At 63.3% G+C, this 20,760-nt stretch carries 25 protein-coding genes and 1 tRNA gene; 14 read left to right on the top strand and 12 right to left on the bottom strand.

The features are described 5' to 3' along the window. Positions 1–7: 7 nt before the first annotated feature. The 8 genes from E8Q41_RS20710 to E8Q41_RS20675 form a co-directional block, all read right to left on the bottom strand. Positions 8–1,279, bottom strand: coding sequence for an adenylate/guanylate cyclase domain-containing protein (locus E8Q41_RS20710; RefSeq protein WP_246660264.1), 1,272 nt, complete (start codon positions 1,277–1,279; stop codon positions 8–10). A gap of 13 nt (positions 1,280–1,292) precedes the next feature. Continuing rightward, a complete protein-coding gene (locus E8Q41_RS20705; RefSeq protein ID WP_137157466.1) occupies positions 1,293–1,610 on the bottom strand; it encodes a hypothetical protein in 318 nt (105 codons plus the stop codon). 202 nt (positions 1,611–1,812) lie between these two features. Further along, positions 1,813–2,097, bottom strand: a complete 285-nt coding sequence (locus E8Q41_RS20700) for a copper-binding protein (protein ID WP_137157465.1) — start codon at positions 2,095–2,097, stop codon at positions 1,813–1,815. A gap of 21 nt (positions 2,098–2,118) precedes the next feature. Then, positions 2,119–2,601, bottom strand: a complete 483-nt coding sequence (locus tag E8Q41_RS20695) for a plastocyanin/azurin family copper-binding protein (RefSeq protein WP_137157464.1) — start codon at positions 2,599–2,601, stop codon at positions 2,119–2,121. Between the two features lie 11 nt (positions 2,602–2,612). Then, positions 2,613–3,980 (bottom strand): copper oxidase, encoded by a 1,368-nt coding sequence (locus E8Q41_RS20690; protein WP_137157463.1) that lies wholly within the window; start codon positions 3,978–3,980, stop codon positions 2,613–2,615. 12 nt (positions 3,981–3,992) lie between these two features. Then, the gene (locus E8Q41_RS20685; RefSeq protein ID WP_246660263.1) at positions 3,993–5,429 is read right to left on the bottom strand and encodes a TolC family protein; all 1,437 of its coding nucleotides are present in this window, start codon (positions 5,427–5,429) and stop codon (positions 3,993–3,995) included. 11 nt (positions 5,430–5,440) lie between these two features. Next, entirely contained in the window at positions 5,441–5,659 is a 219-nt protein-coding gene (locus E8Q41_RS20680) for a hypothetical protein (protein WP_170976562.1), read from the bottom strand. 92 nt (positions 5,660–5,751) lie between these two features. Further along, positions 5,752–6,144, bottom strand: a complete 393-nt coding sequence (locus tag E8Q41_RS20675) for a hypothetical protein (RefSeq protein WP_137157460.1) — start codon at positions 6,142–6,144, stop codon at positions 5,752–5,754. A gap of 315 nt (positions 6,145–6,459) precedes the next feature. Here E8Q41_RS20675 and E8Q41_RS20670 point away from each other — a divergent pair, with 315 nt between their 5' ends. The 3 genes from E8Q41_RS20670 to E8Q41_RS20660 are packed head-to-tail and all read left to right on the top strand — an operon-like array spanning position 6,460 to position 7,556. Beyond that, positions 6,460–6,750 (top strand): hypothetical protein, encoded by a 291-nt coding sequence (locus E8Q41_RS20670; protein WP_137157459.1) that lies wholly within the window; start codon positions 6,460–6,462, stop codon positions 6,748–6,750. 35 nt (positions 6,751–6,785) lie between these two features. Next, a complete protein-coding gene (locus E8Q41_RS20665) occupies positions 6,786–7,211 on the top strand; it encodes a DUF305 domain-containing protein (RefSeq protein ID WP_137157458.1) in 426 nt (141 codons plus the stop codon). Positions 7,212–7,223: 12 nt separating this feature from the next. Then, positions 7,224–7,556 carry a four-helix bundle copper-binding protein gene (locus tag E8Q41_RS20660; protein ID WP_137157457.1) on the top strand — a complete coding sequence of 111 codons (333 nt, stop codon included), beginning with the start codon at positions 7,224–7,226 and terminating at the stop codon, positions 7,554–7,556. Positions 7,557–7,599: 43 nt separating this feature from the next. Here E8Q41_RS20660 and E8Q41_RS20655 read toward each other — a convergent pair whose 3' ends face one another. After that, on the bottom strand, positions 7,600–8,097 hold the full coding sequence (locus E8Q41_RS20655) for a cytochrome b/b6 domain-containing protein (protein WP_137157456.1): 498 nt from the start codon (positions 8,095–8,097) through the stop codon (positions 7,600–7,602). 76 nt (positions 8,098–8,173) lie between these two features. On the opposite strand from E8Q41_RS20655, the gene E8Q41_RS20650 reads away from it, so the two are divergent. The 11 genes from E8Q41_RS20650 to E8Q41_RS20605 all read left to right on the top strand — a co-directional run bounded on the left by E8Q41_RS20650 (position 8,174) and on the right by E8Q41_RS20605 (position 18,820). Then, positions 8,174–8,713 carry a cytochrome c gene (locus tag E8Q41_RS20650; RefSeq protein ID WP_137157455.1) on the top strand — a complete coding sequence of 180 codons (540 nt, stop codon included), beginning with the start codon at positions 8,174–8,176 and terminating at the stop codon, positions 8,711–8,713. A 157-nt stretch (positions 8,714–8,870) separates the two neighbouring features. After that, positions 8,871–9,137: a hypothetical protein gene (locus E8Q41_RS20645; RefSeq protein WP_137157454.1), complete on the top strand. Its 267-nt coding sequence runs from the start codon at positions 8,871–8,873 to the stop codon at positions 9,135–9,137. Between the two features lie 101 nt (positions 9,138–9,238). Beyond that, on the top strand, positions 9,239–9,640 hold the full coding sequence (locus E8Q41_RS20640) for a FixH family protein (protein WP_137157453.1): 402 nt from the start codon (positions 9,239–9,241) through the stop codon (positions 9,638–9,640). Between the two features lie 4 nt (positions 9,641–9,644). Beyond that, positions 9,645–11,054: an efflux RND transporter periplasmic adaptor subunit gene (locus tag E8Q41_RS20635; protein ID WP_137157452.1), complete on the top strand. Its 1,410-nt coding sequence runs from the start codon at positions 9,645–9,647 to the stop codon at positions 11,052–11,054. Beyond that, complete coding sequence (locus tag E8Q41_RS20630) at positions 11,051–14,224, top strand: CusA/CzcA family heavy metal efflux RND transporter (protein ID WP_137157451.1); 3,174 nt, start codon at positions 11,051–11,053, stop codon at positions 14,222–14,224. The genes E8Q41_RS20635 and E8Q41_RS20630 overlap by 4 nt, the downstream gene beginning before the upstream one ends. Further along, positions 14,221–14,679 (top strand): DUF411 domain-containing protein, encoded by a 459-nt coding sequence (locus E8Q41_RS20625; protein WP_348640031.1) that lies wholly within the window; start codon positions 14,221–14,223, stop codon positions 14,677–14,679. The genes E8Q41_RS20630 and E8Q41_RS20625 overlap by 4 nt, the downstream gene beginning before the upstream one ends. 182 nt (positions 14,680–14,861) lie before the next feature. Further along, positions 14,862–15,698: a TIGR04255 family protein gene (locus E8Q41_RS20620; protein WP_137157450.1), complete on the top strand. Its 837-nt coding sequence runs from the start codon at positions 14,862–14,864 to the stop codon at positions 15,696–15,698. Continuing rightward, entirely contained in the window at positions 15,695–16,294 is a 600-nt protein-coding gene (locus tag E8Q41_RS20615; RefSeq protein ID WP_137157449.1) for a hypothetical protein, read from the top strand. Before E8Q41_RS20620 ends, E8Q41_RS20615 begins: the two co-directional genes overlap by 4 nt. A gap of 36 nt (positions 16,295–16,330) precedes the next feature. Further along, on the top strand, positions 16,331–17,149 hold the full coding sequence (locus E8Q41_RS20610; protein ID WP_137157448.1) for a hypothetical protein: 819 nt from the start codon (positions 16,331–16,333) through the stop codon (positions 17,147–17,149). Positions 17,150–17,479: 330 nt separating this feature from the next. Further along, positions 17,480–17,644 carry a hypothetical protein gene (locus tag E8Q41_RS25650; protein ID WP_170976560.1) on the top strand — a complete coding sequence of 55 codons (165 nt, stop codon included), beginning with the start codon at positions 17,480–17,482 and terminating at the stop codon, positions 17,642–17,644. A 606-nt stretch (positions 17,645–18,250) separates the two neighbouring features. Continuing rightward, entirely contained in the window at positions 18,251–18,820 is a 570-nt protein-coding gene (locus E8Q41_RS20605; protein ID WP_170976559.1) for a TetR/AcrR family transcriptional regulator, read from the top strand. Here the strand turns inward: E8Q41_RS20605 and E8Q41_RS20600 are convergent. The 3 genes from E8Q41_RS20600 to cueR all read right to left on the bottom strand — a co-directional run bounded on the left by E8Q41_RS20600 (position 18,811) and on the right by cueR (position 20,708). Then, entirely contained in the window at positions 18,811–20,070 is a 1,260-nt protein-coding gene (locus tag E8Q41_RS20600) for an adenylate/guanylate cyclase domain-containing protein (protein WP_170976558.1), read from the bottom strand. The two genes, E8Q41_RS20605 and E8Q41_RS20600, sit on opposite strands and share 10 nt — an antisense overlap. 49 nt (positions 20,071–20,119) lie before the next feature. Continuing rightward, positions 20,120–20,195, bottom strand: a tRNA-Thr gene (locus E8Q41_RS20595). A gap of 63 nt (positions 20,196–20,258) precedes the next feature. Then, a complete protein-coding gene (gene cueR, locus E8Q41_RS20590; RefSeq protein WP_137157445.1) occupies positions 20,259–20,708 on the bottom strand; it encodes a Cu(I)-responsive transcriptional regulator in 450 nt (149 codons plus the stop codon). Between the last annotated feature and the right edge of the window lie 52 nt (positions 20,709–20,760).

Genomic DNA, 20,760 nt, shown 5'->3' with positions numbered 1-20,760 from the left:
TCATGCTTTACCCCGCAGCTATGATGCGTCGATGGTCGGTCGCCTGCGGCAAATAGGCGATGTCGAGGGAAAGCGAGCGGCCGGGAATTTCGACGTTTGCCGCATGCGTCCAAGGCACGTCCGGCGGTGTCGTCGAAAGTCTCGTGAAGACGTCGGCGGAAACCACCAAAGACGCCTGAAACGTCTTGGACACGCTTTGAAGTCTTTGGGCGACGTTGACGGCGTCGCCGACGACGGTAAATTCGGAGTGGCCGCCGGCCTCGAGTACGCCGCCCATGACCGTTCCGACATGCAGGCCGATACCAGCCCACAATGCAGGGAGCCCCTTGACGTCGCTCGTCCGCTTCCAATCCGTCAGCGCCGCGACCAATTCCAGCGTGCAGGCCAGTGCCTTGTCCGCATCATCCGGTCCTGAAGTCACGTGCCCGAATACAGCCATCACTCCGTCGCCCATGTATTTGTCCACCGTCCCGCCATGGCGGGTGATGATCGTGGACGCGATTGCCCGGTAGCGCGACAGCACGTATGTGAGTTCCTTCGAGGTCGCAGATTCGGCGAATGTCGTGAACCCGCGAAGGTCCACGAACATGATCGCTGCGCGCCGCCGCTCCATCCGCAGCGCCGGACTGGCGTCCTCGATCTGGGAAACCACCTGCGGAGAGAAGAACCGGGCCAGGTTGTTGCGCCTGCGCGCCGACGCCTCCGCATGTTCCCGCGTCTGTCCGTGATCCCTTGCCACTACATAGACGGCGAAAGCCGTGAACCCGAAGCTCGCGGCGAGGCCGAGGTCCCGGTTGAGGAACGCTCTGATCACGGCAGCGGGCTCCGTGCCCTCGTGGCGGATCGCCATTGCCGCCAAGAATCCGATCCATGACAGAATGACGATCGACGAGAAGACGAGGACCAGTTTGCGGTCCGATGAGAGGCCGACGTGGTTCAGAAGGATGAAGGCGACCACGAGGCCCGTCGTGGTGAGGCTATGGGTGTGATCGACGGGAGCCTGGAGGAGCTGGGCATAGAGCACAAGCGCCACGGCCAGCGCGTCGAGCGCGACGAACCCAGTTCGCATCCACCGGGAATCCAATCCGAACAGAACCGTCAGCGCGGAAGCCGCACTGACGGCAAGATAGGCAACGATCACGGCGGTCTGGATGGACGCGCCGTGATCGGCCCCGAGCACGAGGTTGCCGATCAGAATCGCGAGCGCGACGAAGCGGAGCAGTTCGACCCGTAGTCCTCCAGGCGGTCGTTGCCGCGCCTCGTCCGCGAGTTCCGTCACGGCGTTCCTCCGGTCACTTCACGTAATAGATTGTGGTGCCGGACATCGTGCTCCTGGAACCGATGACGTTCTTGACGGTCACGTGATGGGAGCGCAACTCGTCAGCGATGGCGGGATTGGCCGCGATCACTGCCTGAAGCTGCTGGACGTAGTCGTCGGTCGCCCGACGCAGGACTTCGGCCTTCTCGGGCTTGTTGAGCTTCTCGACATACCGGATCGTGAAGCCCTCGGGCGGGTGGTACGCCTTGTTGCCAGAGAGGTCGTTCGCTATAGAGGGGGTCGCGCCCATCAGGAACGCGAGGCCGGCCAGGGTCGTGACTGTCTTCTTCATGGTCTTGTCCTTTTCTGACTGGTGCTCCGCGTCAGCGGAGGCGGTGCCTGGTGGAATGTCCGTTCCTCTAGGCACCTCGCACGGAGACCGACGGTGACGAACCGTCGGTTGGTCGACTTCTCTCCAAGCCGCCGCCGTCGCGGCCGGCGCCCTCCACTTCCCGGCACTGGAGACCGGGAAGCCGCTTACCCGCGGACGCGGATCACTTGACTTCGGTGACGGTGAGCTTGCCGTTGACACGGTCGGCGACGAACTCGATGTCCGAGCCTTCCTTGAGCTTCGCGGCGTCGACGCCGTCGCCGATCCTGAACACCATGGTCATCGCGGGCATCTCGAGGTTCTTGAGTTCCTCGTGGATGATCGTGACCTTTCCGGCCTTCTCGTCGAGCTTCTTGATCTTGCCCTTGGTGAATTCGGCCGCGAAGGCGGTCCCGGCGAGCGCCATCGCGAGGCTGGCGGCGACCGCCAGATTGATGATTTTGCGCATTCTTGTGCTCCTTTCTTGGGGTTACTTCTTCGCCGTGACGTCGACGGCTCCATGCATGCCCGCCTCGTAATGGCCAGGGATCAGGCAGGCGAAGGTAAGCGTTCCGGATTTGGTGAACTTCCAGATGATCTCGCCCGTCTTGCCGGGTGCGAGGCGCACGGAGTTCGGGTCGTCGTGTTCCATCTCGGGGAACTTCTCCATGACCTTCTTGTGCTCCATGATCTCGTCCTGGGTATCGAGGACGAATTCGTGGTCGGTCTCGCCGCCGTTGCGGATGGCGAAGCGAACGGTCTGTCCTTCCTTCACCGTCACCGAGGCGGGCATGTAGAGCATCTTGCCGTCCTCGGTCTCTTTCATGGTGACCTGGATGGTCTGGGTGACCTTCGCCTTCTTGCCGGGCTCACCCGCGAGGGAGTCGCCGGGGTGCCCGCCTTCGTGGCTGCCTGAGGCGAGCGCCGTCGTTCCGAGCGCCGCAAGCGCGATTGCCATGAGATATGTCTTCATCGTGTTTCCTTTCACTGATGGTTGTCGTGGGATTGCTTGACGGCGTCCTTGGCGGGCACCATCGTTTTGGAGTCAGCGGCCTTGACGGGATCAGGGAGGGAGCCCGTCCATTCCCAGGCCTGGGTTCCGGGCGGGTTTTCGTACCAGCCGGGATCGCTGTAATCGTCCGCCGAGATGCCCTCGCGGACCTTCACCACCGAGAACATGCCGCCCATCTCGATCGGGCCATGCGGACCCCAGCCGGTCATCATCGGCACGGTGTTCTCGGGGATTTCCATTTCCATCTCGCCCATGTCGGCCATGCCCTTGGTTCCCATGGGCATGTATTCCGGCTGGACCTTGCGAATTTTCTGGGCGACCTTGCTCTTGTCGACGCCGATGAAGGTGGGCACGTCATGGCCCATTGCGTTCATCGTGTGATGCGACTTGTGGCAATGGACCGCCCAGTCGCCGAGATATTTGGCGTCGAACTCGTAGGCCCGCATGGCACCGACGGGGATGTCGATAGAAACTTCCGGCCACCGAGCCTCGGGCCGTACCCACCCGCCGTCCGTGCAGGTGACCTCGAAGTCGTAGCCATGCATGTGGATCGGATGGTTGGTCATCGTGAGATTGCCGACGCGCACCCGCACGCGGTCATCCTTGGAGACGACGAGAGGGTCGATCCCTGGAAACACCCGGCTGTTCCAGGTCCAGAGATTGAAGTCCGTCATCGTCATCACTTTGGGCACGCGCGTCCCGGGATCGATGTCGTAGCCGGAGAGCAGGAATGCGAAGTCCCGGTCGACGGGCATGAACTTCGGGTCCTTGGGATGGATGATGAAGAGGCCCATCATGCCCATCGCCATCTGCACCATCTCGTCGGAATGCGGGTGGTACATGAAGGTGCCCGATTTCACGAGATCGAACTCGTAGACAAAGGTCTTGCCGACCGGGATATGCGGCTGACTCAGCCCGCCGACGCCATCCATGCCAGAGGGCAGGATCATGCCGTGCCAGTGGACGGTCGTGTGCTCCGGCAGCTTGTTGGTGACAAAGATGCGAACGCGGTCGCCCTCGACCGCCTCGATCGTTGGACCGGGCGACTGACCGTTGTAGCCCCATAGATAGGCGGTCATGCCTTCCGCCATCTCGCGCTCGACGGGTTCCGCCACAAGGTGGAACTCCTTGACGCCGTTGTTCATTCGGAAGGGAGCCGTCCAGCCGTTGAGGGTGACCACGGGCTGGTAGTCACGTCCGGACTTCGGATGGAGCGGTCCCTGCGTCGAGGCCTTGTCCATCAGGGCTGCTTCAGGCAGACCCATGTTGGTCGTGGCCGCCCAGGCGGAGCTGGAGACCATGGCGGCCCCCGCTCCGAGTATCTGTCTTCTTGAAAACATCGTCGTTCCTTTCTAGTGCCCGCCGCCTTCATTCGAAGGCGCTGACGAAGCGGACTCCGCTGGGGTCGAACCTGCGCCGCCGCCGTAGATGGCCGCCGTCAAGTTCGCCGCCGCGAGCCAGAAGTCGCGCTTGGCGTTGATGGAGAGTTGGGTGGCGTTCACCTTGTCACGGGTGTCGGCGAGCAGCTCGAACGTGTTGGTGATCATGCCGTTGTAGGAGAGCAGCGACTGCTGCTCGATCGTCGACCTGAGCGGCACCAGGCTGTTGCGGTAGTGACGGGCGATGTCGTAGCTCGACCGATAGGCCTCGTAGGCAGACCGCGATTCCGAGCGGACATTGACCGCCTTCTCCGCGAGCTGGTTGGCCGCCCGCATATAGGCGAGCTCGGCCTTGCGCATCCGCGCCTTGCCGCTGTCGAAGATCGGGATGACGAATTCCAGTTCCTTGGAATAGGTCGTGTCCTTCTTGATCTTGCCGTCCTCTTTCTCGCGCTCGGTCTCGAAGCCCGACACGATCTCGAGATCGGTGACGAAGCGGGTCGCCTCGGTCAGCCCGTAGGATTTGGCGTTTGCTTCGAGCTCCAGCTTGGCGACCTGGAGGTCGACCCGGTTGGCGAGCGCCTGGGCCTCGATCACATCGTTGGTGATCAGTTTCTTGGGCAAAGACGGCAGACGGTTCGGCAGTTTGTAGGCGACGTCGTCGCCCCACAGCCCCATCAGGCGCGTGAGCTCTTCCTTCGCCAGCCTTTCTGCGAGCCGAGCTTGCGCCGTCTGACCAGCGATCTCGGCGTTGAAGGCGTGCTCTCTGGCCTGGGAGGCCTTGGTCAACGATCCGGCCCGGCCCAACTCCATAGCGAGCTCCGACGCCGCGTCAGCGGTGATCTGGGCTTGGCCGAGCTGGATGACGGCCTCGCGTGCCGCGACCGCGTTCACCCAGGCCCGACGGGTGTTGGCCGCCAATTCCAAGGTCTTCAGCGCGGCGTTGAGCTGCGCCTGTTCGAAGCGGACCTTCGCCACCTTGATGGTCTTGTCCCGCGTGGCCAGCGCCAGCAGGTTGACGGCGAGCGTGCCCTCGATCGCACGGTAGGCTTCGAGACCGGGCGTGCCGATGCCTGTCAGACCGACCGCCACCGTCGGATTGACGAGAAGCGTAGACTGCCAGACATCGGCCCCGGCGTCCCCGAGGTCGGCGTAAGCCGCCTGAAGCCCCTTGTTGTTGAGAAGAGCGATCTGGACCGCCGTTTCGGCATCGATCGTCTTCGATTGCGCGAGAAGCGTCTTGACGCGCGCTCCGACCTGTTCGGCCTCGCCCCGGCTCTGTATCCACACGGTTTCCTTGGCGAGAACCGCGCTTTTGCTCTGCGCCGACGAAAATCCGGCGTCGATGGCCATGAATTCGTTGGACGCGCATCCGCCCAGAACGAGCACGGCTAGGAGCGCGCCCGACATGAAAAGTCCCCTCATGACTGGTCACCTCCCTCGGAGGCGGCGTCGTCATTCAGCTTCTTCCACGGCTTGGGGTCGACGGGGTCGCGGTGCAAGTAGCCCGCGATCGGGTTATGGTGGTGCGACGAGACGATTTCGGCGCTTGGGTCCGAAGGGTCTCTGGAGGCGGTCACCTCCGATGGATAGGTGGACGCGCATCCGCCGAGGAATAACGGCAGGATGGCCACCGACAACAGGTGTCTCATTGTGGAATCCGGGCATGGGTTTGATCGGGGCGCGTCCGGAAGACGAACTACGCCCGGCGTACCGCATCAGCGGCTTTCGATCATGCGCGGATACTGGGGGGACGGTGCAGGCTGGAGAGCTGCCCGTGGACGAAGCCGTCGTTCAGGAAGACGATGACGGATTCATTGCGGGGGGACCCGTAGGCGGGCGCATCGGCCATGATGGCCAGGCTGATGCAGAAATCGGAGCAGCAGTTCTGCTTGTCCTGCTTCTGGTCATGCTTTGCGACGTCTGTGGTGACGCCTTGGCCGTGATGATCGGATGCGCCCATCGACGCATGGTCGGCGTGGTCGTCCTGCAGGCTGACGACGGTCGCGGACACCTCAGCGCCATGCATGGCGAAGGTGGCGTTGGGCAACGTGTAAAGCGCCAGCGATGCCACCACCGCCAAGCGAACCAGAACCAGCATTTTCAAGAATGCGATTCGAACCACGTTTCCCATTTCCTCTGGATAACACACCAAGCTAGCCTGTCAATTTAGACCGAATGTTGGCGGCCGACTCCGATGCGTCTTCTTTCAGTCGAGGGTTAATACGATGGCAATCATGTCCAAAGCTTATCCTATCGACCATTCCGCGACGCTAAACCTTGTCAGCGTGACAAGGTCAACAGGGGTTCAGGAATTTTTCGAAAGGCCGTTTCCTGCCTCGGGTCATACCCGAGCCGTTCGGGCCGGAACATTTGTCCCGCAGAGTTGTTCGGTGTGTGGTGGAGGACGATGCCGATGCCCGTGCGCGGCGTGAACCGCATGTTTCTGATACTTGTCGCGGTGCTGTTCGCATTCCACGTTCAGGCCATGGACCACCCGCGCACTCTGCCGCATGGTCATGAGGCTGAGCGAATTGCCCACGCCGACCATGGCCTCCGATGCGGTTCCGCCTGTTGCTCGACCTCCGCTTGCTGTGTGCAGGCGGCATCGGCCGACGAGATCGAAGCGCCCGTCACCCATTCCCCCGTCTACGGGATCGACTACCATCGCGAGATGGCGCTCGCCGCCGTCGCTCCGCCCGATCCGCCTCCACGATCGCCGTTTGTCTAGGATCGAAACAGACACACGATTGATGGAGAAACAAGATGTTCGAACTTACCCGCACGACCATTGCCGCCGCGTCGGTCCTTGCTTGGGTCGCGACCGCCGCCACCGCGCAAGAAGCCGCCTTCCCCGAGAAATGCATGATGTCGGGCGACATGATGGCGCAGCACGAGCAGATGATGAAGGGCCATGACATGAGCGCCATGCAGGCCGACTTCCAGAAGGAATTCATGGAGGGCATGAAAAAGACGATGCCGCTGATGATGGGCGGCATGATGAAGGAAGACCCCGACGTGGCTTTCGTGTGCGGCATGATCGCCCATCACATGGGTGCGATCGAAATGTCGAAGACCGAGCTCAAGCACGGCAAGAACGACGAAGCCAAGGCGATGGCGCAGAAAATCATCGACGCCCAGCTCAAGGAGATCGAAGAGATGTCCCGATGGGTCGAGGCCAACGCGAAGTGAGGAGATAGGACGATGCACCAGATGAGCACCGACATGAAGGCTTGCGTCGACGAATGCCTAACCTGCTACAGCACATGCCTTTGGACCGCCATGGGCCACTGCTTGGAGATGGGCGGCGAGCACACGAAGCCAGCCCATTTCCGACTGATGGCCGCCTGCGCTGAAATGTGCCGGACGGCAGCGCATTTCATCCTGATCGGCACGGACCATCACAGGCACACATGCCGCGAATGCGCTGAAATCTGCGAAGAGTGTGTAGCGGACTGTGCACGTATTGGCGGCATGGAGGCATGCGTCGACGCGTGCCGCCGTTGTGCCGAAAGCTGCCGCCGCATGGCGGCCTGAAACCCGGCACGGAGCCGGGGCGAACCCGGCTTCGTGCGACCCTTCAGCCGTCGATTGCGGGCTTCGCGGCGGGCCGGGTCATACGGTCGATCGTGTCGTCCTTCAGGACGAGCGTATGCCACGCAGCCGCGGCAACATGAACGGCGACCATGCAGAGGATGATCCACGATCCGGCGACGTGGAGCGGCGCGACGCTGAAGGTCAGGTAGCTCGCGACGAAGCCCAGGCACGCCTGGCCGATGATGGCGGCGTAGAACGCGAGATGGAGCGCTTGGGCGGCTTTGGCCGTGCGCGTGTCGGGTGTCGCAATGCCGCCGCCTACCAGTCGAACGATCAGGCGAACGCCCATCAGGAAACCGATTGCCATGCCGCAGTAATTGTGGACGAGGTGCTGGATGATATCCCAGCGGTCTGGTTCCATCCCCATGTGAACCGCGTGATGGGTGCGCTCGACACTGCCGCCCGTGAGATACTGGACGGGAATCATCAGGACAATGATCCAGTGCAGCGCGATCTGGATGGGGCTATAGCTTCCTTGCATCGGGTCCTCCGTGAGCGGTGTTCCCGATAGTGATAAATCTTGCCGATTAACAAATGCCGCGTGACGGAGAGTGAGGATGCATATCGCGAAGACGGTCATTGGGCTGTTGTTGACGGTCATCCCCGTGGCTGCCGTCACGCGCGAAGCCGACCCGGTCGTGCGCGAACGGCAGGCGGACATGAAGGCGATGAGCGCGGTGGCGAAGTCCCTTTCAGAGTTCTTCTCTGGCAAGAAACCATACGACGCCATGGTCTTCAAATCGCAGGCGCGATCGATCGGCGACCTCGGCGGCGAAAGGCTGATCACGCATTTCGCCGACGTCGTCACTGCAGACGGATCGCAGGCGCGGGTGGAAATCGGGCTCGAACGCACCAAGTTCGATAAGCTCGCGCACGATCTGGCGATCTACGCGCGGCAGGTCGCCGCCGGGGCTTCGGACGGCGACACGATGCCGAGCAAGATGCGGATGCGTCCAGCCGAAATGACGGAAGGCGGTCCGTTCGCTCGAAAACGCAAGGAAGCCCCGGACGTCGATTCATACTCGTCGGAGCACGCCTTTCACATGATGCTTCAGACGTGCTCTACCTGCCACGCCGCTTTCCGGGTGCGGCGCTGACCCTGTCGGCGCTGCGACAAATTGCCGTGATCCCCTTCCTCGCGACGCTTCGCCGTGTCATCCTTGAGCGATGAAGCTTATCGCCCGCCTCCTCTCGGTCATCGCTGTCATCGGATTGCTCGTCTTTCCGATAAGCGCTGTTGCCGCCGGGAACGCGATGGCCGCCGCCGAACGGGCGCAAGCACAGGCCGTGGCCGACATGGGCGACATGCCCTGCTGCCCCGGCATCAAGCCCATGAAACCGGATTGCGGCAAGGACTGCCCTCTGGTCGTCATCTGCACGACCTCGACAGCGGTGCACCTAGCCAAATCCGGCTGGTCGCCTGCCGCGATCCATTGGTCATCGATGGACTTCCGGCCATCAGCCTCAAGCGCGCTAGCGTCGCTGGCCGCCGAACCTCCGGCGCGACCTCCGAAAGCCTGATCTCACATCGACCCATGAAACGCGGCGCTTTGGCACGAAGTGTCGGCCGCGACCGTAACCCGTGGCCGGACGACGTCCGATAGCCAAGAAGATGTGAAACGATGAACTCCATTCTCTCGACCGCGAGGATCGCCCTCGCCACCCTTCTCCTTTACGCCACCGCTCTCCCGGCCTTCGCCGGAGCCGCCGACTACGAGTTCCAGTCCGTGAAGACCGAGCTGCCGACCGGGCCGGAATCCGAGTTCGCAGTGAAGATCGTCGACAAGCGCACGGGCAAGCCCGTCCCCGACGCCGTGATCTTCTCGACCCGCCTCGACATGGCTCCCGACGGCATGGAGATGATGAGGTCGACGCTAGACCCGCTGCCGTCCGCCGAACCCGGTGTTTACAGGTTCAAGCTCAATCTCAACATGGCGGGGGACTGGCGCTTCCTGATCGCCGCCAAAATCCAGGGCGAAGAGGAGACGGCCAAGGGCGAGATCATCCTCAAGGCGACCGAGTAATCCGATGATCAGGACGCTGTTGATCATACTCTCCCTCGCCGCCGCCGGCGGGGGAGGATACCTCGCAGGCACAGGCAAGTTGCCCTTCGACCGTGCCCTCGTCACCTTGTGGCTCCCGTCCGAGTGGTCGGAGGCCGCGGAGAAGTCGGAAGGCACCGGGCCGATCATCTATTACAGGCACCCGGACGGCAAACCGGAATATTCCGGCACTGCCCGCAAGACTGCGGATGGACGCGCCTTCACGCCCGTCCGCGAGAGCGAAGACGTGAGTTTCGCCGATCTCGGCAAGGCGAAGGAGAAGGCGGTCACTCATGTAGCTTCAGCCGACCGTAAGGTCCTCTACTACCGGAACCCGATGGGCCTGCCCGACACCTCGCCGACTCCTAAGAAGGATTCCATGGGGATGGACTACATCGCGGTGTTCGAGGGCGAGGCCGACGACAGCGGCACCGTGAAGGTGTCGCCGGGCAAGCTCCAGCGGACGGGTGTGCGCTCGGTCGAAGCGACGCTAGCTCCGATCGTGCGCCGCCTCCGGTTGCCGGGAACGGTGACGCTCGACGAGCGGCGCGTGCGGATGGTCGCCATGCGGACCGACGCCTTTGTGGAGACGGTCGCGGATGTAACCACAGGCGACCGCGTGCGGGAGGGCGAGCCTCTCTTCCAGTTCTTTTCAAAGGACATCGCGGCCGCCGCCGCCGAGCTCGTGACACAGCAGGAGACGTCGGCCAAGGGCGGCGCGCTCAAGCTTCGCAACTTCGGCCTCTCCGATGACGTGGTCGAAGGCATCAGGCGCAGCCGGAAGGTGCCCGACAGGCTCGATTTCGACGCGCCCGTCTCGGGTGTCGTCCTCGAGCGGATCGCGATGCCCGGCATGATGGCCGAGACCGGGCAGACCCTGTTCCGGATCGCCGACACGTCCAGAATCTGGGTCGTCGCCGACGTGCCGGAGAGCCAGCTCGACGCCGTCGCCGACGGTGCTAAGGCGATCGTCACCGTCAGAAGCCTGCCGGGCCGGACGTTCACAGGGACCGTCGCCGTGGTTTATCCGGAGGTTCGGATGGAGACCAGGACCGCGAAAGTCCGAGTCGAACTCGACAATGCCGACGGCGCGCTGCTCGCCAACATGTTCGCAGACGTCGCGATCGAAGGCGGCACCGCGAAGCCCGTGATCACCGTGCCGGACACGGCGGTCGTCGACACCGGCGATCGTCAGGTCGTGTTCATCGACCTTGGCGACGGCCGCTTCGAGCCGAGGAATGTGAAGACCGGACTGCGCGGCGAAGGCCGTACCGAGATCATGCATGGAGTGAAGGCCGGAGACCGTGTCGTCGTAGCCGCCAACTTCCTCCTCGATGCCGAAAGCAATCTGACGTCCGCCCTCAACGCCATGACCTCCGATGAGGCCGAGCCATGATCGTCAACCTGATCTCCTGGTCGGCGCGCAACCTGCTGCTCGTCATCGTCGGCGCTGCCCTCGCCGTCGCCGGCGGCCTTTACTCGCTCCGCTCACTGCCCCTCGACGCGATCCCCGACCTCTCGGACGTCCAGGTCATCGTCTTCACCGACTATCCGGGCCAGGCACCGCAGGTCGTCGAAGACCAGGTCACCTATCCCTTGACTACGTCGATGCTAACGGTGCCGAAGTCGAAGGTCGTGCGCGGCTTCTCCTTCTTCGGCGTCTCCTTCGTCTACGTCATCTTCGAGGACGGTACCGATCCCTATTGGGCGCGAAGCCGGGTCCTTGAATACCTGAACGCGGCGGCCAGCCGACTGCCGACGGGCGTGACTCCGACGCTGGGTCCGGACGCCACGGGCGTCGGCTGGGTCTACCAATACGCCGTCGTCGCCAAGGAGCTCTCCCTCGCCGAACTGAGATCGCTCCAGGATTGGGCCGTGCGCTTCGCGGTCTCGAAGACCGAGGGCGTCGCGGAGGTCGCGAGCGTCGGCGGTTTCGTGAAGCAATATTCCATCGTCGTCGATCCCGTGCGGCTCAAGGCGCAGGGCGTCTCGCTTCAGGACGTGGCCGACGCCGTCCGTTCGAGCAACCGCGACGTCGGCGGCCGCACCGTCGAGCTCTCGGAGTTCGAGTTCATGGTGCGCGGGCGCGGATATCTCAAGGGTGTCGAGGACATCGAGAGCATTGGGCTGAGAAGCCAGGACGGCGTGCCGCTGAGGCTTTCCGATGTCGCCAGGGTCGAGGTCGTCGGCGACGAACGTCGTGGCATCGCCGAATTGAACGGCGACGGCGAGGTGGCGAGCGGCATCGTGCTCCAGCGCTTCGGCGAGAACGCGCTGACCGTCATCGACAACGCCAAGAAGAACCTGGAGATCGCGGAGAAGAGCCTGCCAGGGGACGCGAAGATCGTTCCGGTCTACGACCGTTCCCGGCTGATCGAGGCGGCGATCGAGACCTTGAAGTCGACGCTGGTCGAGGAGTCGATCGTCGTGGCGCTGGTGACCGTCGTCTTCCTTCTCCATGTCCGCAGCGCGCTCGTCGCCATCATCATGCTGCCGGTCGGCATCCTGATGGCCTTCATCGCGATGCGGTTGCTCGGGCTCGGCTCCAACATCATGAGCCTCGGCGGCATCGCCATCGCCATCGGCGCGATGATCGACGCGGCCATCGTGATGATTGAGAACGCTCACAAGCATCTCGAACGCGCGCCGCCGGACAAGCCGAGGACCGAGGTGCTGGTCGAGGCGGCATCCGAGGTCGGCCCGGCGCTGTTCTTCAGCCTGCTGATCATCACCGTGTCGTTCTTGCCGATCTTCACGCTGGAATCCCAGGAGGGACGGCTGTTCGGCCCGCTCGCCTTCACCAAGACCTTCGCGATGGCCGCCGCCGCGCTGCTTTCGGTGACGCTCGTCCCGGCGCTGATGGTGGTCTTCGTGCGCGGCCGCATCGTGCCGGAACACCGCAATCCGGTGAACCGCATCCTGATCTGGCTCTACCGTCCGCTGATCTCCGGCGTGCTCAAGGCAAAGACGCTGACGATCCTTCTGGCGCTGATCATTCTCGCCGCCACCGCCTGGCCCGCGCGCCAGATTGGCAGTGAGTTCATGCCATCCCTCAACGAAGGCACGCTGATGTACATGCCGACGACCCTGCCGGGCCTGTCGGTGACCAAGGCGGCCGAGCTTCTTCAGATGCAGGACCGGATCATAAAGTCGTTCCCGGAAGTCGAGACCGTGTTCGGCAAGGCGGGCCGCGCGATGACAGCGACCGATCCCGCGCCGACCGAGATGTTCGAGACGATCATCACGCTCAAGCCTGAAGAGGAATGGAGGCCCGGCGTCACCGTCGACAGCCTCAAGCAGGAGATGGATGCGGCACTCCAGTTCCCCGGCGTGTCCAACGCCTGGACGATGCCGATCCGGGCGCGCATCGACATGCTGTCGACGGGCATACGAACCCCGGTCGGGGTGAAAGTGTTCGGCACCGACCTCAGGGAGATGGAGCGCATCGCCCGCGACATAGAGACCACCCTCAAGACCGTTCCTGGCACGTCGTCGGCCTATGCCGAACGCGTCATCGGCGGCTACTACCTTGACATCGTGCCTGACCGCGTCGCTCTGGCGCGATACGACGTGAGCGTCGACGCCGTCCAGGACGTGGTTGCTATGGCGCTGGGCTCCGAAAGCGTCACGTCGACCGTCGAGGGCCGCGAGAGGTACAGCGTGGCGGTGCGCTATCCGCGCGCCTACCGTAGCGATCCGAAATCGATCGCCGAAAACGTCCAGGTCTCGTTGCCCGGCGGCGGCACCGTCCCGCTTGGCGAGGTTGCGCGGATCGAACTCACCCGCGGCGCGACCTCCATCCGGACTGAGAACGGCCAGCTCGCGGTTTACGTCTTCGTCGACATCGCCGGCCGCGATCTGGGCGGGTATGTCGCCGATGCCCAAAGATCGGTCGCCGAGCGGGTGTCGATGCCGCCGGGCTACTCCGTCGCCTGGAGCGGCCAGTTCGAATATCTCGAACGGGCCAAGGCGCGGCTCGCCATCGTCGTGCCGCTGACGCTGGCGCTGATCTTCCTGCTGCTCTACCTCAACTTCGGCAGGCTGACCGAGACGCTGATCGTGATGCTGTCCCTGCCCTTCGCGCTGGTCGGCGGCATCTGGCTGATGTGGTGGCTGGGGTTCAACGCCTCGGTGGCGGTCGCCGTCGGCTTCATCGCGCTTGCGGGCGTAGCGGCCGAGACGGGCGTGATCATGCTGATCTACCTCGACCAGGCGCTCCGCGAGCAACGGGAGGCGTGCGAGCATGAGGGCCGCACCTTCGGTCGTGCCGATCTGAACCGGGCGATCATGGTCGGCGCGGTCGAGCGCGTGCGGCCCAAGATGATGACCGTCGTCGCGATCATGGCGGGTCTAGTTCCGATCCTGTGGAGCACGGGCACGGGATCGGAGATCATGCAGAGGATTGCCGTGCCCATGATCGGCGGCATGGTGTCGTCGACCCTGCTCACCCTGATCGTCATCCCCGCGGTCTATGGCCTCGTCAAAGGCGTCGGCCTGGCGAGAACCGGAGAACACCGAACAACCGCGCCGGAAACCGCTTCCGCGCAAGTATTGAAAGGAACATGAGCATGAAGAGAAGAGAGTTCGTCGCGGCGCTTGCCGCCACTGTCGCCCTCCCCGCGGCATCCGCCCTCGCGGCGGAGCCTGACGCGTTCACCGTCTACAAGGACCCGAACTGCGGATGCTGTTCGCTGTGGGCGGATGCCTACCAGAAGGCGGGCTACCGGGTGGAGATCGTCGAGGAGCGAGACCTGATCTCGCACAAACGGAAGCTCGGGGTACCGCTCGACATCCAGGGCTGCCACACCGCCGTCTACCGCGGACAGTTCCTCGAAGGCCATGTGCCTATGAAGGCAGCCCGCATGCTCGAAAGCCGGACCGATCTCGCCGGGCTTGTCGTGCCGGGGATGCCCGCCGGATCGCTGGGCATGGGGGACGATGCCTCGGCGTCCTACGACGTGATTGCGGTCGGCAAGGACGGTAACACGTCTGTGTTCTTGCAGGTCAGGCCGAAGGCATGAACCGGGCTTGGCGGCGGAGGCGCGTTGCCGTCATCCCCAGCGGCTCGGGCCTGCTCGGCTCATGTCCTTGAATATGACGCTGTCCGCCTGCGAATTCCGGTCGTGTCGCTCGGTCGACCACTCGCCGGAAGCCCGCCGTCTCCGAACTTGGAAAATTCGCAGCCGCCGGCTATCGAAGGCGCTTGCATCTGTTTACTTTGGTGTATAGTTGCAGCTGGAGAGGGACACGGCCGATGACAAAAATGAACAATGCGCCTGTCGTCTATGTCATCGGTGTGGTCCGGTTTCCGGTGATCGCCGATTTCGACAATTTCGCCAAGGAATTCGCGGCCGGCATCGCGGACGAGTATCCCGCCCCCAAGGACCTGGAGATTCCGCAGATCAGTCTGCATCTGGGTGACCAGGGCGTCCAGGTACAGTCCGAGACGGGCCTGATCTGGCAATATCGCAGCGCCGACTACAAGTGGGCGGTGTTCCTCAACAAGGACGTCGTCGGGCTGCACACGATCGCCTACACCGATCACAGGGAGTTTCTCGAGCGGATGCTCAGGGTGGTCGAGGTTGCGGCCAGGTCGACCCAGATCAGGCTCGTGGAAACCATCGCTTTGCGGTATCTCGATCTGGTCGTTCCCCGCGAAGGCGAAAGTCTTTCGCAATATGTCGACGACAAGGTGCTTCCCGGCGCGATCGACGTAGCCGGATTGACGATCGTCGAAGGAGTGACGTCGCTCAACATGGACACCGGAAAAGGGAGCCTTCTGAGGGTGCAGGTCGCCAGGAAGCCCGCGGCGGTTTTTCCGGTCGACCTGAATTCACCGCTTTTGTTGGACAACAAATGGAACATTCCCCGTCCCTCAGGCGATTTTGCCACTTTGGACGCGGACCATTCGATGACGATGTCCCCGCCGTCGCCTATTGATCTAGGCCAACTGAAAGACAACATGTTCAATCTCAGGCAACCCATTCGTGATATCTTCGACAGGATCACGACTCAACATGCCATGGAAGTCTGGAAATGAGTGCCATCGCCTCGCTGCCCAAAGGTACATTCCAAGCGCTCGTGCGCAGTTTCGGCTCGATCAGCCTCTTTGCTGCGGCCGGCGCGTCGGCGGCCAGTGGATATACGCCACAGCGGGTGATCGTGACGTCGGCGAACGTCTATGAGGTTCCGACGGTCGACCACTTCCTCAAGGAGCCTATGGTCGACTTCAAGCCGACCATAGAAGCGATGAAGTCGCGCGGCCTCCCCGTGACCGTGATCGCGAGCCTCATGCGCGTGGAGAGGAAGACCGTCTACTCGTGGCTTTCCGACGCCCAGCCCCGTCGCGAGGCCCAAGAGAGACTTGCTCTGGTTTATCCGGTCCTCGATGCCGCCTTCGGCGGCAACTTCAAGACGATCCACCGCCTGTGGGGCACGAAGGACCGCCTGGGCGTCACGCTCGAAGCGCTGCTGACGACCGAGGACGTGAACGTCGCCGCCCTCCAGCGCCACCTCGAGACCTTCGCTCCCGCCATCCGCCGATACGCCGCGCAGGATGCCGACACGTGGTCGTCCGGCCGCGGTGGAAACGGGTTTGTCGACGATTCTCCGGTTGTCGTCTCCGACCGCATCTGATCTCATGGACACCGTGGATTGAATCACGGAGTTTCGATGGGTGAATTCGGCGAGTCCGAAGCAAAGCACCTGCTGGCGTCGGGCTGGCGGCAGGGTTCGGTGTTTCGCGCAAACGCCATGATCGCACAGGAGACGGGGCTTGCAGAAGGAACGCTGCTTGTCGTCCTGACGCAGTCCTGCACAGTGGTGAACGAGGATATCGTCAAGGACCCATGGATCGAGGTCGCCGCGATAGAACGCGATCCGCAACCCTACAGCGCCAACTCTCCCCAAGCCAAAGGCAGGATGTTCCGCAAGCTCAGCGTTCCTCTCGACGAGAGCGGGCAGCAGGTCGGCTTCGTCGTCGACATCAACGTCCGCCGTTTTCTGGACCGTCGCCTTTTCCTCGGCTTCGCGCCCGATGGCCCGGTCTGTTCGGTTGCCGTCGGCGAGTCCATCGGCAGATGGGTTGGCCTGACTTACTCGCGGGCCGCACTGCCCAACAACCTGGTCCGGTTCTTCCGCGAAGAGGGCGTCAAGGACAAGCTGGAAAAGGTTTTCAAGACCAAGCGCGAAGGCCAGCCGATACACGGGAGCGTCAGCTGGCTGTATGCCGACTGGTCGAGCGACGACGAGGTCGATCATTACGACATGACTATCGCCATGGTGTGCGACGACGAGTTTGTCGCCATGGAACTCGACGAGATGATCTCGAAGGCGTTCGGCCGGGAAATTCCCCTGATCCATGAGAGCGAGCGGTTGCGGCTGCGCATCAAGGTCCACGACGCGAAATCGGTTCCGGTCAGCGAATTCGATCACATGCGGCGATTCTCGGAGTGGGACTTCCTGACGGGCCTCGGCGAGGAGTTGGGTTAGGCAGCGTTCGCCAGCCTCGGAAAATCGATGTTGGCGTCTTCCGCGTCCGACACCGGGATCGGTGGCTTCAGCCGTGCCGGCCCTTTGGTGTCCGGTGAACAAGTAGTCGCCAAGGAATGCGTCTACCCCTGCGGAGTTCGCGGCGGCCCGTCCCACCGCGAGATGCGGCGCGATTACGGATTTCGGTTGTTGGCCAACAGCTTACCCGCTCAGGATGAAGTCGAAACCGGTCGCAGGCAGTCATATTTCGGATTGTGAAGAACCGTACCTTTTGTGAGGGAACATTCGATTCCACCGACCATTGCCTTTTCAACCCAACAGGAGGCGTCCATGCCCAATTCGAAATCTCCCGCGGCGCTTCGCCCGCTCGCGATCGTCGTCGCGGCCGTCACGCTGGCCACCAGCTCGCTGCTTCTGTCTGCCGCCCAGATGGGGTCGCCGCGGGTTTCCGGCTATGGTGTCGAACATCCGAAGCTGGAGGTCTCGGCAAGGTAGGCCGCAAGTCCGCCGAGCCGAATAGACATCCATAACCCAGCGCCCCTCCGCTCTACCGTATTCCGTAAATTAGTGTTAGCTTGCGTTACGGTCATTCAAGACCATTGCGGAGGCTTGTCATGACGCCTTGGGAGATCGACGCCCCGCCTGGAGAAGGCCGACGGCTAACGAGGCGAAGGCTAGGGGGACGATCACCCACCGGGTGACCGTCGGCATCACGGAATAGAAAGCCTTTGCCGAAGCGTCGTTGCCCGCGACAAGCCCGGCGACCGCCAGGCAGAAGAAACCGCGACCGCTCCCATGAACCCGGCTGACGTGGCGATGTGGGCGACGAGCAGCGATTTCCTCGGATAGCCCACAGTCATGGCGTGGCGGCTGTGTGAGCGCCGAAATGACGGCCTGGACCGTGTGCCGTGGCCAACACCATCGCGGCGACCGCAAAGAGCAGCGCACCCGCGAAGACGAAGCCTTTCACCCAACCGGGCACGGGCGGCTTGGTGGCGGTCGGCCTGTCGGGATCACGCTTTATCGGTACGCTCTCCATGGGGTGCTGGCATTTATCTATACAATGTGTTTAATGTCAATCCGGAGTGTCGTGGAGATCGGATGCCGAAGACGTGGGTCGAAACATTGGACGGACATCGCGAAGCCGTCCGGCATGCAGCCATCAACGCGGCGATGGCGATCGCGTCCGAGATCGGTTTGCAAAAGGTCTCGATGTCGGAGGTCGCGTCGCGGACCGGGATCACGCGGGCGACCCTCTACAAGTACTTTACGGACGTCGACGCGATCTTCGTCGAGTGGCATAGGCGGATGCTCGAGCACCATCTGGCGCATGTCGAGGTGGTCGCCGGAAAGGACGGCGCAGCGGTCGACCGGCTTACCGAGATTCTTCTTTTCTTCGCCATGACCGCGCGCCGCCACCATGGCACCCGCTTTGCCGAGGCGCTCCGCGACCGGGAACATGCGCGCGCCGCCGAGGAGCGGCTGGTCGCCGTCGTCGAAGAGGTCGTTGCGGGAGGTATCGACGCCGGGACGTTGAGAGCCGACCTGTCGCCACGCGAAGCCGCGGTCTTCCTGCAAGGCTCCCTTTCCGGGGTCCATCGGCTACCCGACGAGGCGGCGGTCAAACGTCTTGTCGGTCTTCTCGTCGATTTTGTCTCGGTTCAGACATAGGCGATGTCGAGCGGCAGCGTCCTACCGGGGATCGCCACCGATCTGGCGTCAAGCCAATCCACGGCCGCACCGGCCGCCTTCGCCCCGGACTTGAGGTCCTGTGACACCACGAGCGTCGCGCCGACCGTCTTCGATACGGCCTGCAGCCGCTGCGCGACGTTCACGACGTCGCCGAGCACGGTGTACTCGCTGTGACATCCCGCCTCAAGGACTCCGGCCATCGCGGTCCCGGCATGCAGGCCGATGCCCGCCTTGAGCGCCGGGCGTCCCGCGGCCTCTTCACCTTTCCGCCAGCGGTCGAGTTCGTCCACGAGTTCCAGCGCGCATGCCAGCGCGCGGTCGGCGTCGTCTTCGCGCGGCCTGGGATGGCCGAACACCGCCATGACACCGTCGCCGAGATATTTGTCGACAGCGCCTCCGTGGCGGACGACGACGCCCGAGACGATGTCGCGGAACTCGGAAAGCATGTGGCGGAGCTGCTCCGACGTCGCGGATTCCGCAAAGGTGGTGAAGCCCCGGAGGTCGACGAACATGACCGCGATCCGCCGCCGCTCGAGCTGGACGTCGTCGCCGTCAGCCAGCTGCTCGACGACGACAGGAGAGAAGAACCGCGCGAGGTTGCTTCCCCGCCGCCGGGCGACTTCGGCTTCGGTCGCGCGCTCCACATTCTCCCTCACAATGACGTAGACCGCGAGCGCGGTGACCCCGAAGCTCAGCGCCAGTCCGAGCTCTCGTTGCACGTCGGCGTCCGACAGCGCATCGAAGACGCCGAGGCCGGAGAGCGCGACGGCGGCCGCGATGATCGCGACCCATCCCGCGAATACAACGCCGGAGAACCACGCCACGAGCTTTGGGTCGGAGGTGAGCGCGGCGTTGATGAGCAGGACGAAGATGACGACCAGTCCCGGCGGCGTGAGCGAATGGCCGTGGTCTAGCGGCCCCTGCGCGGCGTGCATGTAGAGGATGAGCAGGATGGCGACTGCGTCCGCAAGCGCGAACAGGGGCTGCCGCCACCGGGCATATGGCTTGTGGATCGTCACGGCCAACGACAGCAACGTGACGGCCAGATAGCCGCCGATCAGCGCCGTATGTACGGGGTGCCGCTGATAGGTGCCGAGCACGAAGTTTCCGGCGAGCACGGTTACGGCGGCGAAGCGCAGCAGTTCGCTTCCGACCGCCCGCGCGCGGGCTGAACCGGGGCTCGAGGCTGCGATGCTGGCGGCGTGATGCGCTGCTGAATGGGCGGACATGTGACTCCCCGGTCGCATGGTGTGACCTCGATGGCGATCGTGAAGGAGATGGAGGCCCTGCCTAGGACTTGAACCTGGATCGGCTGCGAACGAAGCAGCTGCTCTGTCGTTGAGCTACTAGGGCCGTGGGTCCCTATATCGCTCCATCTTCCTTCGTGCGCAAACGGATCGCGCGGTTAACGTTACTTTCAGACGGCGGCGACGCCGAACTTGCGGCCTTCCTTGGCGGGCGTGGCGTCGACCTTGCCCTTGCCCTCCGCGAAGCCTTCGATGATCGGACAGTCAGGTCGGTGGTCACCGTGGCAGTTGTTGACGAGATGCTTGAGCGTCTTCGTCATCTCCGCGATCACCGCGGCCTTGCGTTCCAGTTCGGCGACCTGTTCGAGAGCGATCGCCTTGACGTCGGCGCTGGCGCGGGAGCGGTCCCGCCACAGCGCGAGCAACGTCTTCATCTGCTCGACCGAAAACCCGAGGTCCCGCGCCCGTCGGACGAAGCGCAGGGTATGTATGTCATTGTCGGTGTAGGTCCGATAGCTCGAGTCCGTCCGATGCGCGGGTTTGATGAGCCCGATCTGCTCGTAGTACCGGATCATCTTGGACGAGACCCCGGACGCCTTGCTCGCTTCTCCGATATTCATGTCCGTCTCCTTGGGTTGTCGAGGCCCGCGCCGATGTCGGCGCGGGCGTGTT

This window comes from Rhizobium sp. FKL33, from assembly GCF_005222915.1.
GTDB lineage: Bacteria > Pseudomonadota > Alphaproteobacteria > Rhizobiales > Rhizobiaceae > Rhizobium_E.
Note: the sequence above shows the minus strand (reverse complement) of the source record. Positions and strands in the feature narration are given on the sequence as shown.

Bases quoted from the DNA above. Each gene is read 5' to 3' on its own strand.
- E8Q41_RS20705 (WP_137157466.1), bottom strand. From the start codon at position 1,610: ATGAAGAAGACAGTCACGACCCTGGCCGGCCTCGCGTTCCTGATGGGC.
- E8Q41_RS20700 (WP_137157465.1), bottom strand. From the start codon at position 2,097: ATGCGCAAAATCATCAATCTGGCGGTCGCCGCCAGCCTCGCGATGGCG.
- E8Q41_RS20695 (WP_137157464.1), bottom strand. From the start codon at position 2,601: ATGAAGACATATCTCATGGCAATCGCGCTTGCGGCGCTCGGAACGACG.
- E8Q41_RS20690 (WP_137157463.1), bottom strand. From the start codon at position 3,980: ATGTTTTCAAGAAGACAGATACTCGGAGCGGGGGCCGCCATGGTCTCC.
- E8Q41_RS20685 (WP_246660263.1), bottom strand. From the start codon at position 5,429: ATGTCGGGCGCGCTCCTAGCCGTGCTCGTTCTGGGCGGATGCGCGTCC.
- E8Q41_RS20670 (WP_137157459.1), top strand. From the start codon at position 6,460: ATGTTTCTGATACTTGTCGCGGTGCTGTTCGCATTCCACGTTCAGGCC.
- E8Q41_RS20665 (WP_137157458.1), top strand. From the start codon at position 6,786: ATGTTCGAACTTACCCGCACGACCATTGCCGCCGCGTCGGTCCTTGCT.
- E8Q41_RS20660 (WP_137157457.1), top strand. From the start codon at position 7,224: ATGCACCAGATGAGCACCGACATGAAGGCTTGCGTCGACGAATGCCTA.
- E8Q41_RS20655 (WP_137157456.1), bottom strand. From the start codon at position 8,097: ATGCAAGGAAGCTATAGCCCCATCCAGATCGCGCTGCACTGGATCATT.
- E8Q41_RS20650 (WP_137157455.1), top strand. From the start codon at position 8,174: ATGCATATCGCGAAGACGGTCATTGGGCTGTTGTTGACGGTCATCCCC.
- E8Q41_RS20645 (WP_137157454.1), top strand. From the start codon at position 8,871: ATGGCCGCCGCCGAACGGGCGCAAGCACAGGCCGTGGCCGACATGGGC.
- E8Q41_RS20640 (WP_137157453.1), top strand. From the start codon at position 9,239: ATGAACTCCATTCTCTCGACCGCGAGGATCGCCCTCGCCACCCTTCTC.
- E8Q41_RS20635 (WP_137157452.1), top strand. From the start codon at position 9,645: ATGATCAGGACGCTGTTGATCATACTCTCCCTCGCCGCCGCCGGCGGG.
- E8Q41_RS20630 (WP_137157451.1), top strand. From the start codon at position 11,051: ATGATCGTCAACCTGATCTCCTGGTCGGCGCGCAACCTGCTGCTCGTC.
- E8Q41_RS20625 (WP_348640031.1), top strand. From the start codon at position 14,221: ATGAGCATGAAGAGAAGAGAGTTCGTCGCGGCGCTTGCCGCCACTGTC.
- E8Q41_RS20615 (WP_137157449.1), top strand. From the start codon at position 15,695: ATGAGTGCCATCGCCTCGCTGCCCAAAGGTACATTCCAAGCGCTCGTG.
- E8Q41_RS20610 (WP_137157448.1), top strand. From the start codon at position 16,331: ATGGGTGAATTCGGCGAGTCCGAAGCAAAGCACCTGCTGGCGTCGGGC.
- E8Q41_RS25650 (WP_170976560.1), top strand. From the start codon at position 17,480: ATGCCCAATTCGAAATCTCCCGCGGCGCTTCGCCCGCTCGCGATCGTC.
- E8Q41_RS20605 (WP_170976559.1), top strand. From the start codon at position 18,251: ATGCCGAAGACGTGGGTCGAAACATTGGACGGACATCGCGAAGCCGTC.
- E8Q41_RS20600 (WP_170976558.1), bottom strand. From the start codon at position 20,070: ATGTCCGCCCATTCAGCAGCGCATCACGCCGCCAGCATCGCAGCCTCG.
- cueR (WP_137157445.1), bottom strand. From the start codon at position 20,708: ATGAATATCGGAGAAGCGAGCAAGGCGTCCGGGGTCTCGTCCAAGATG.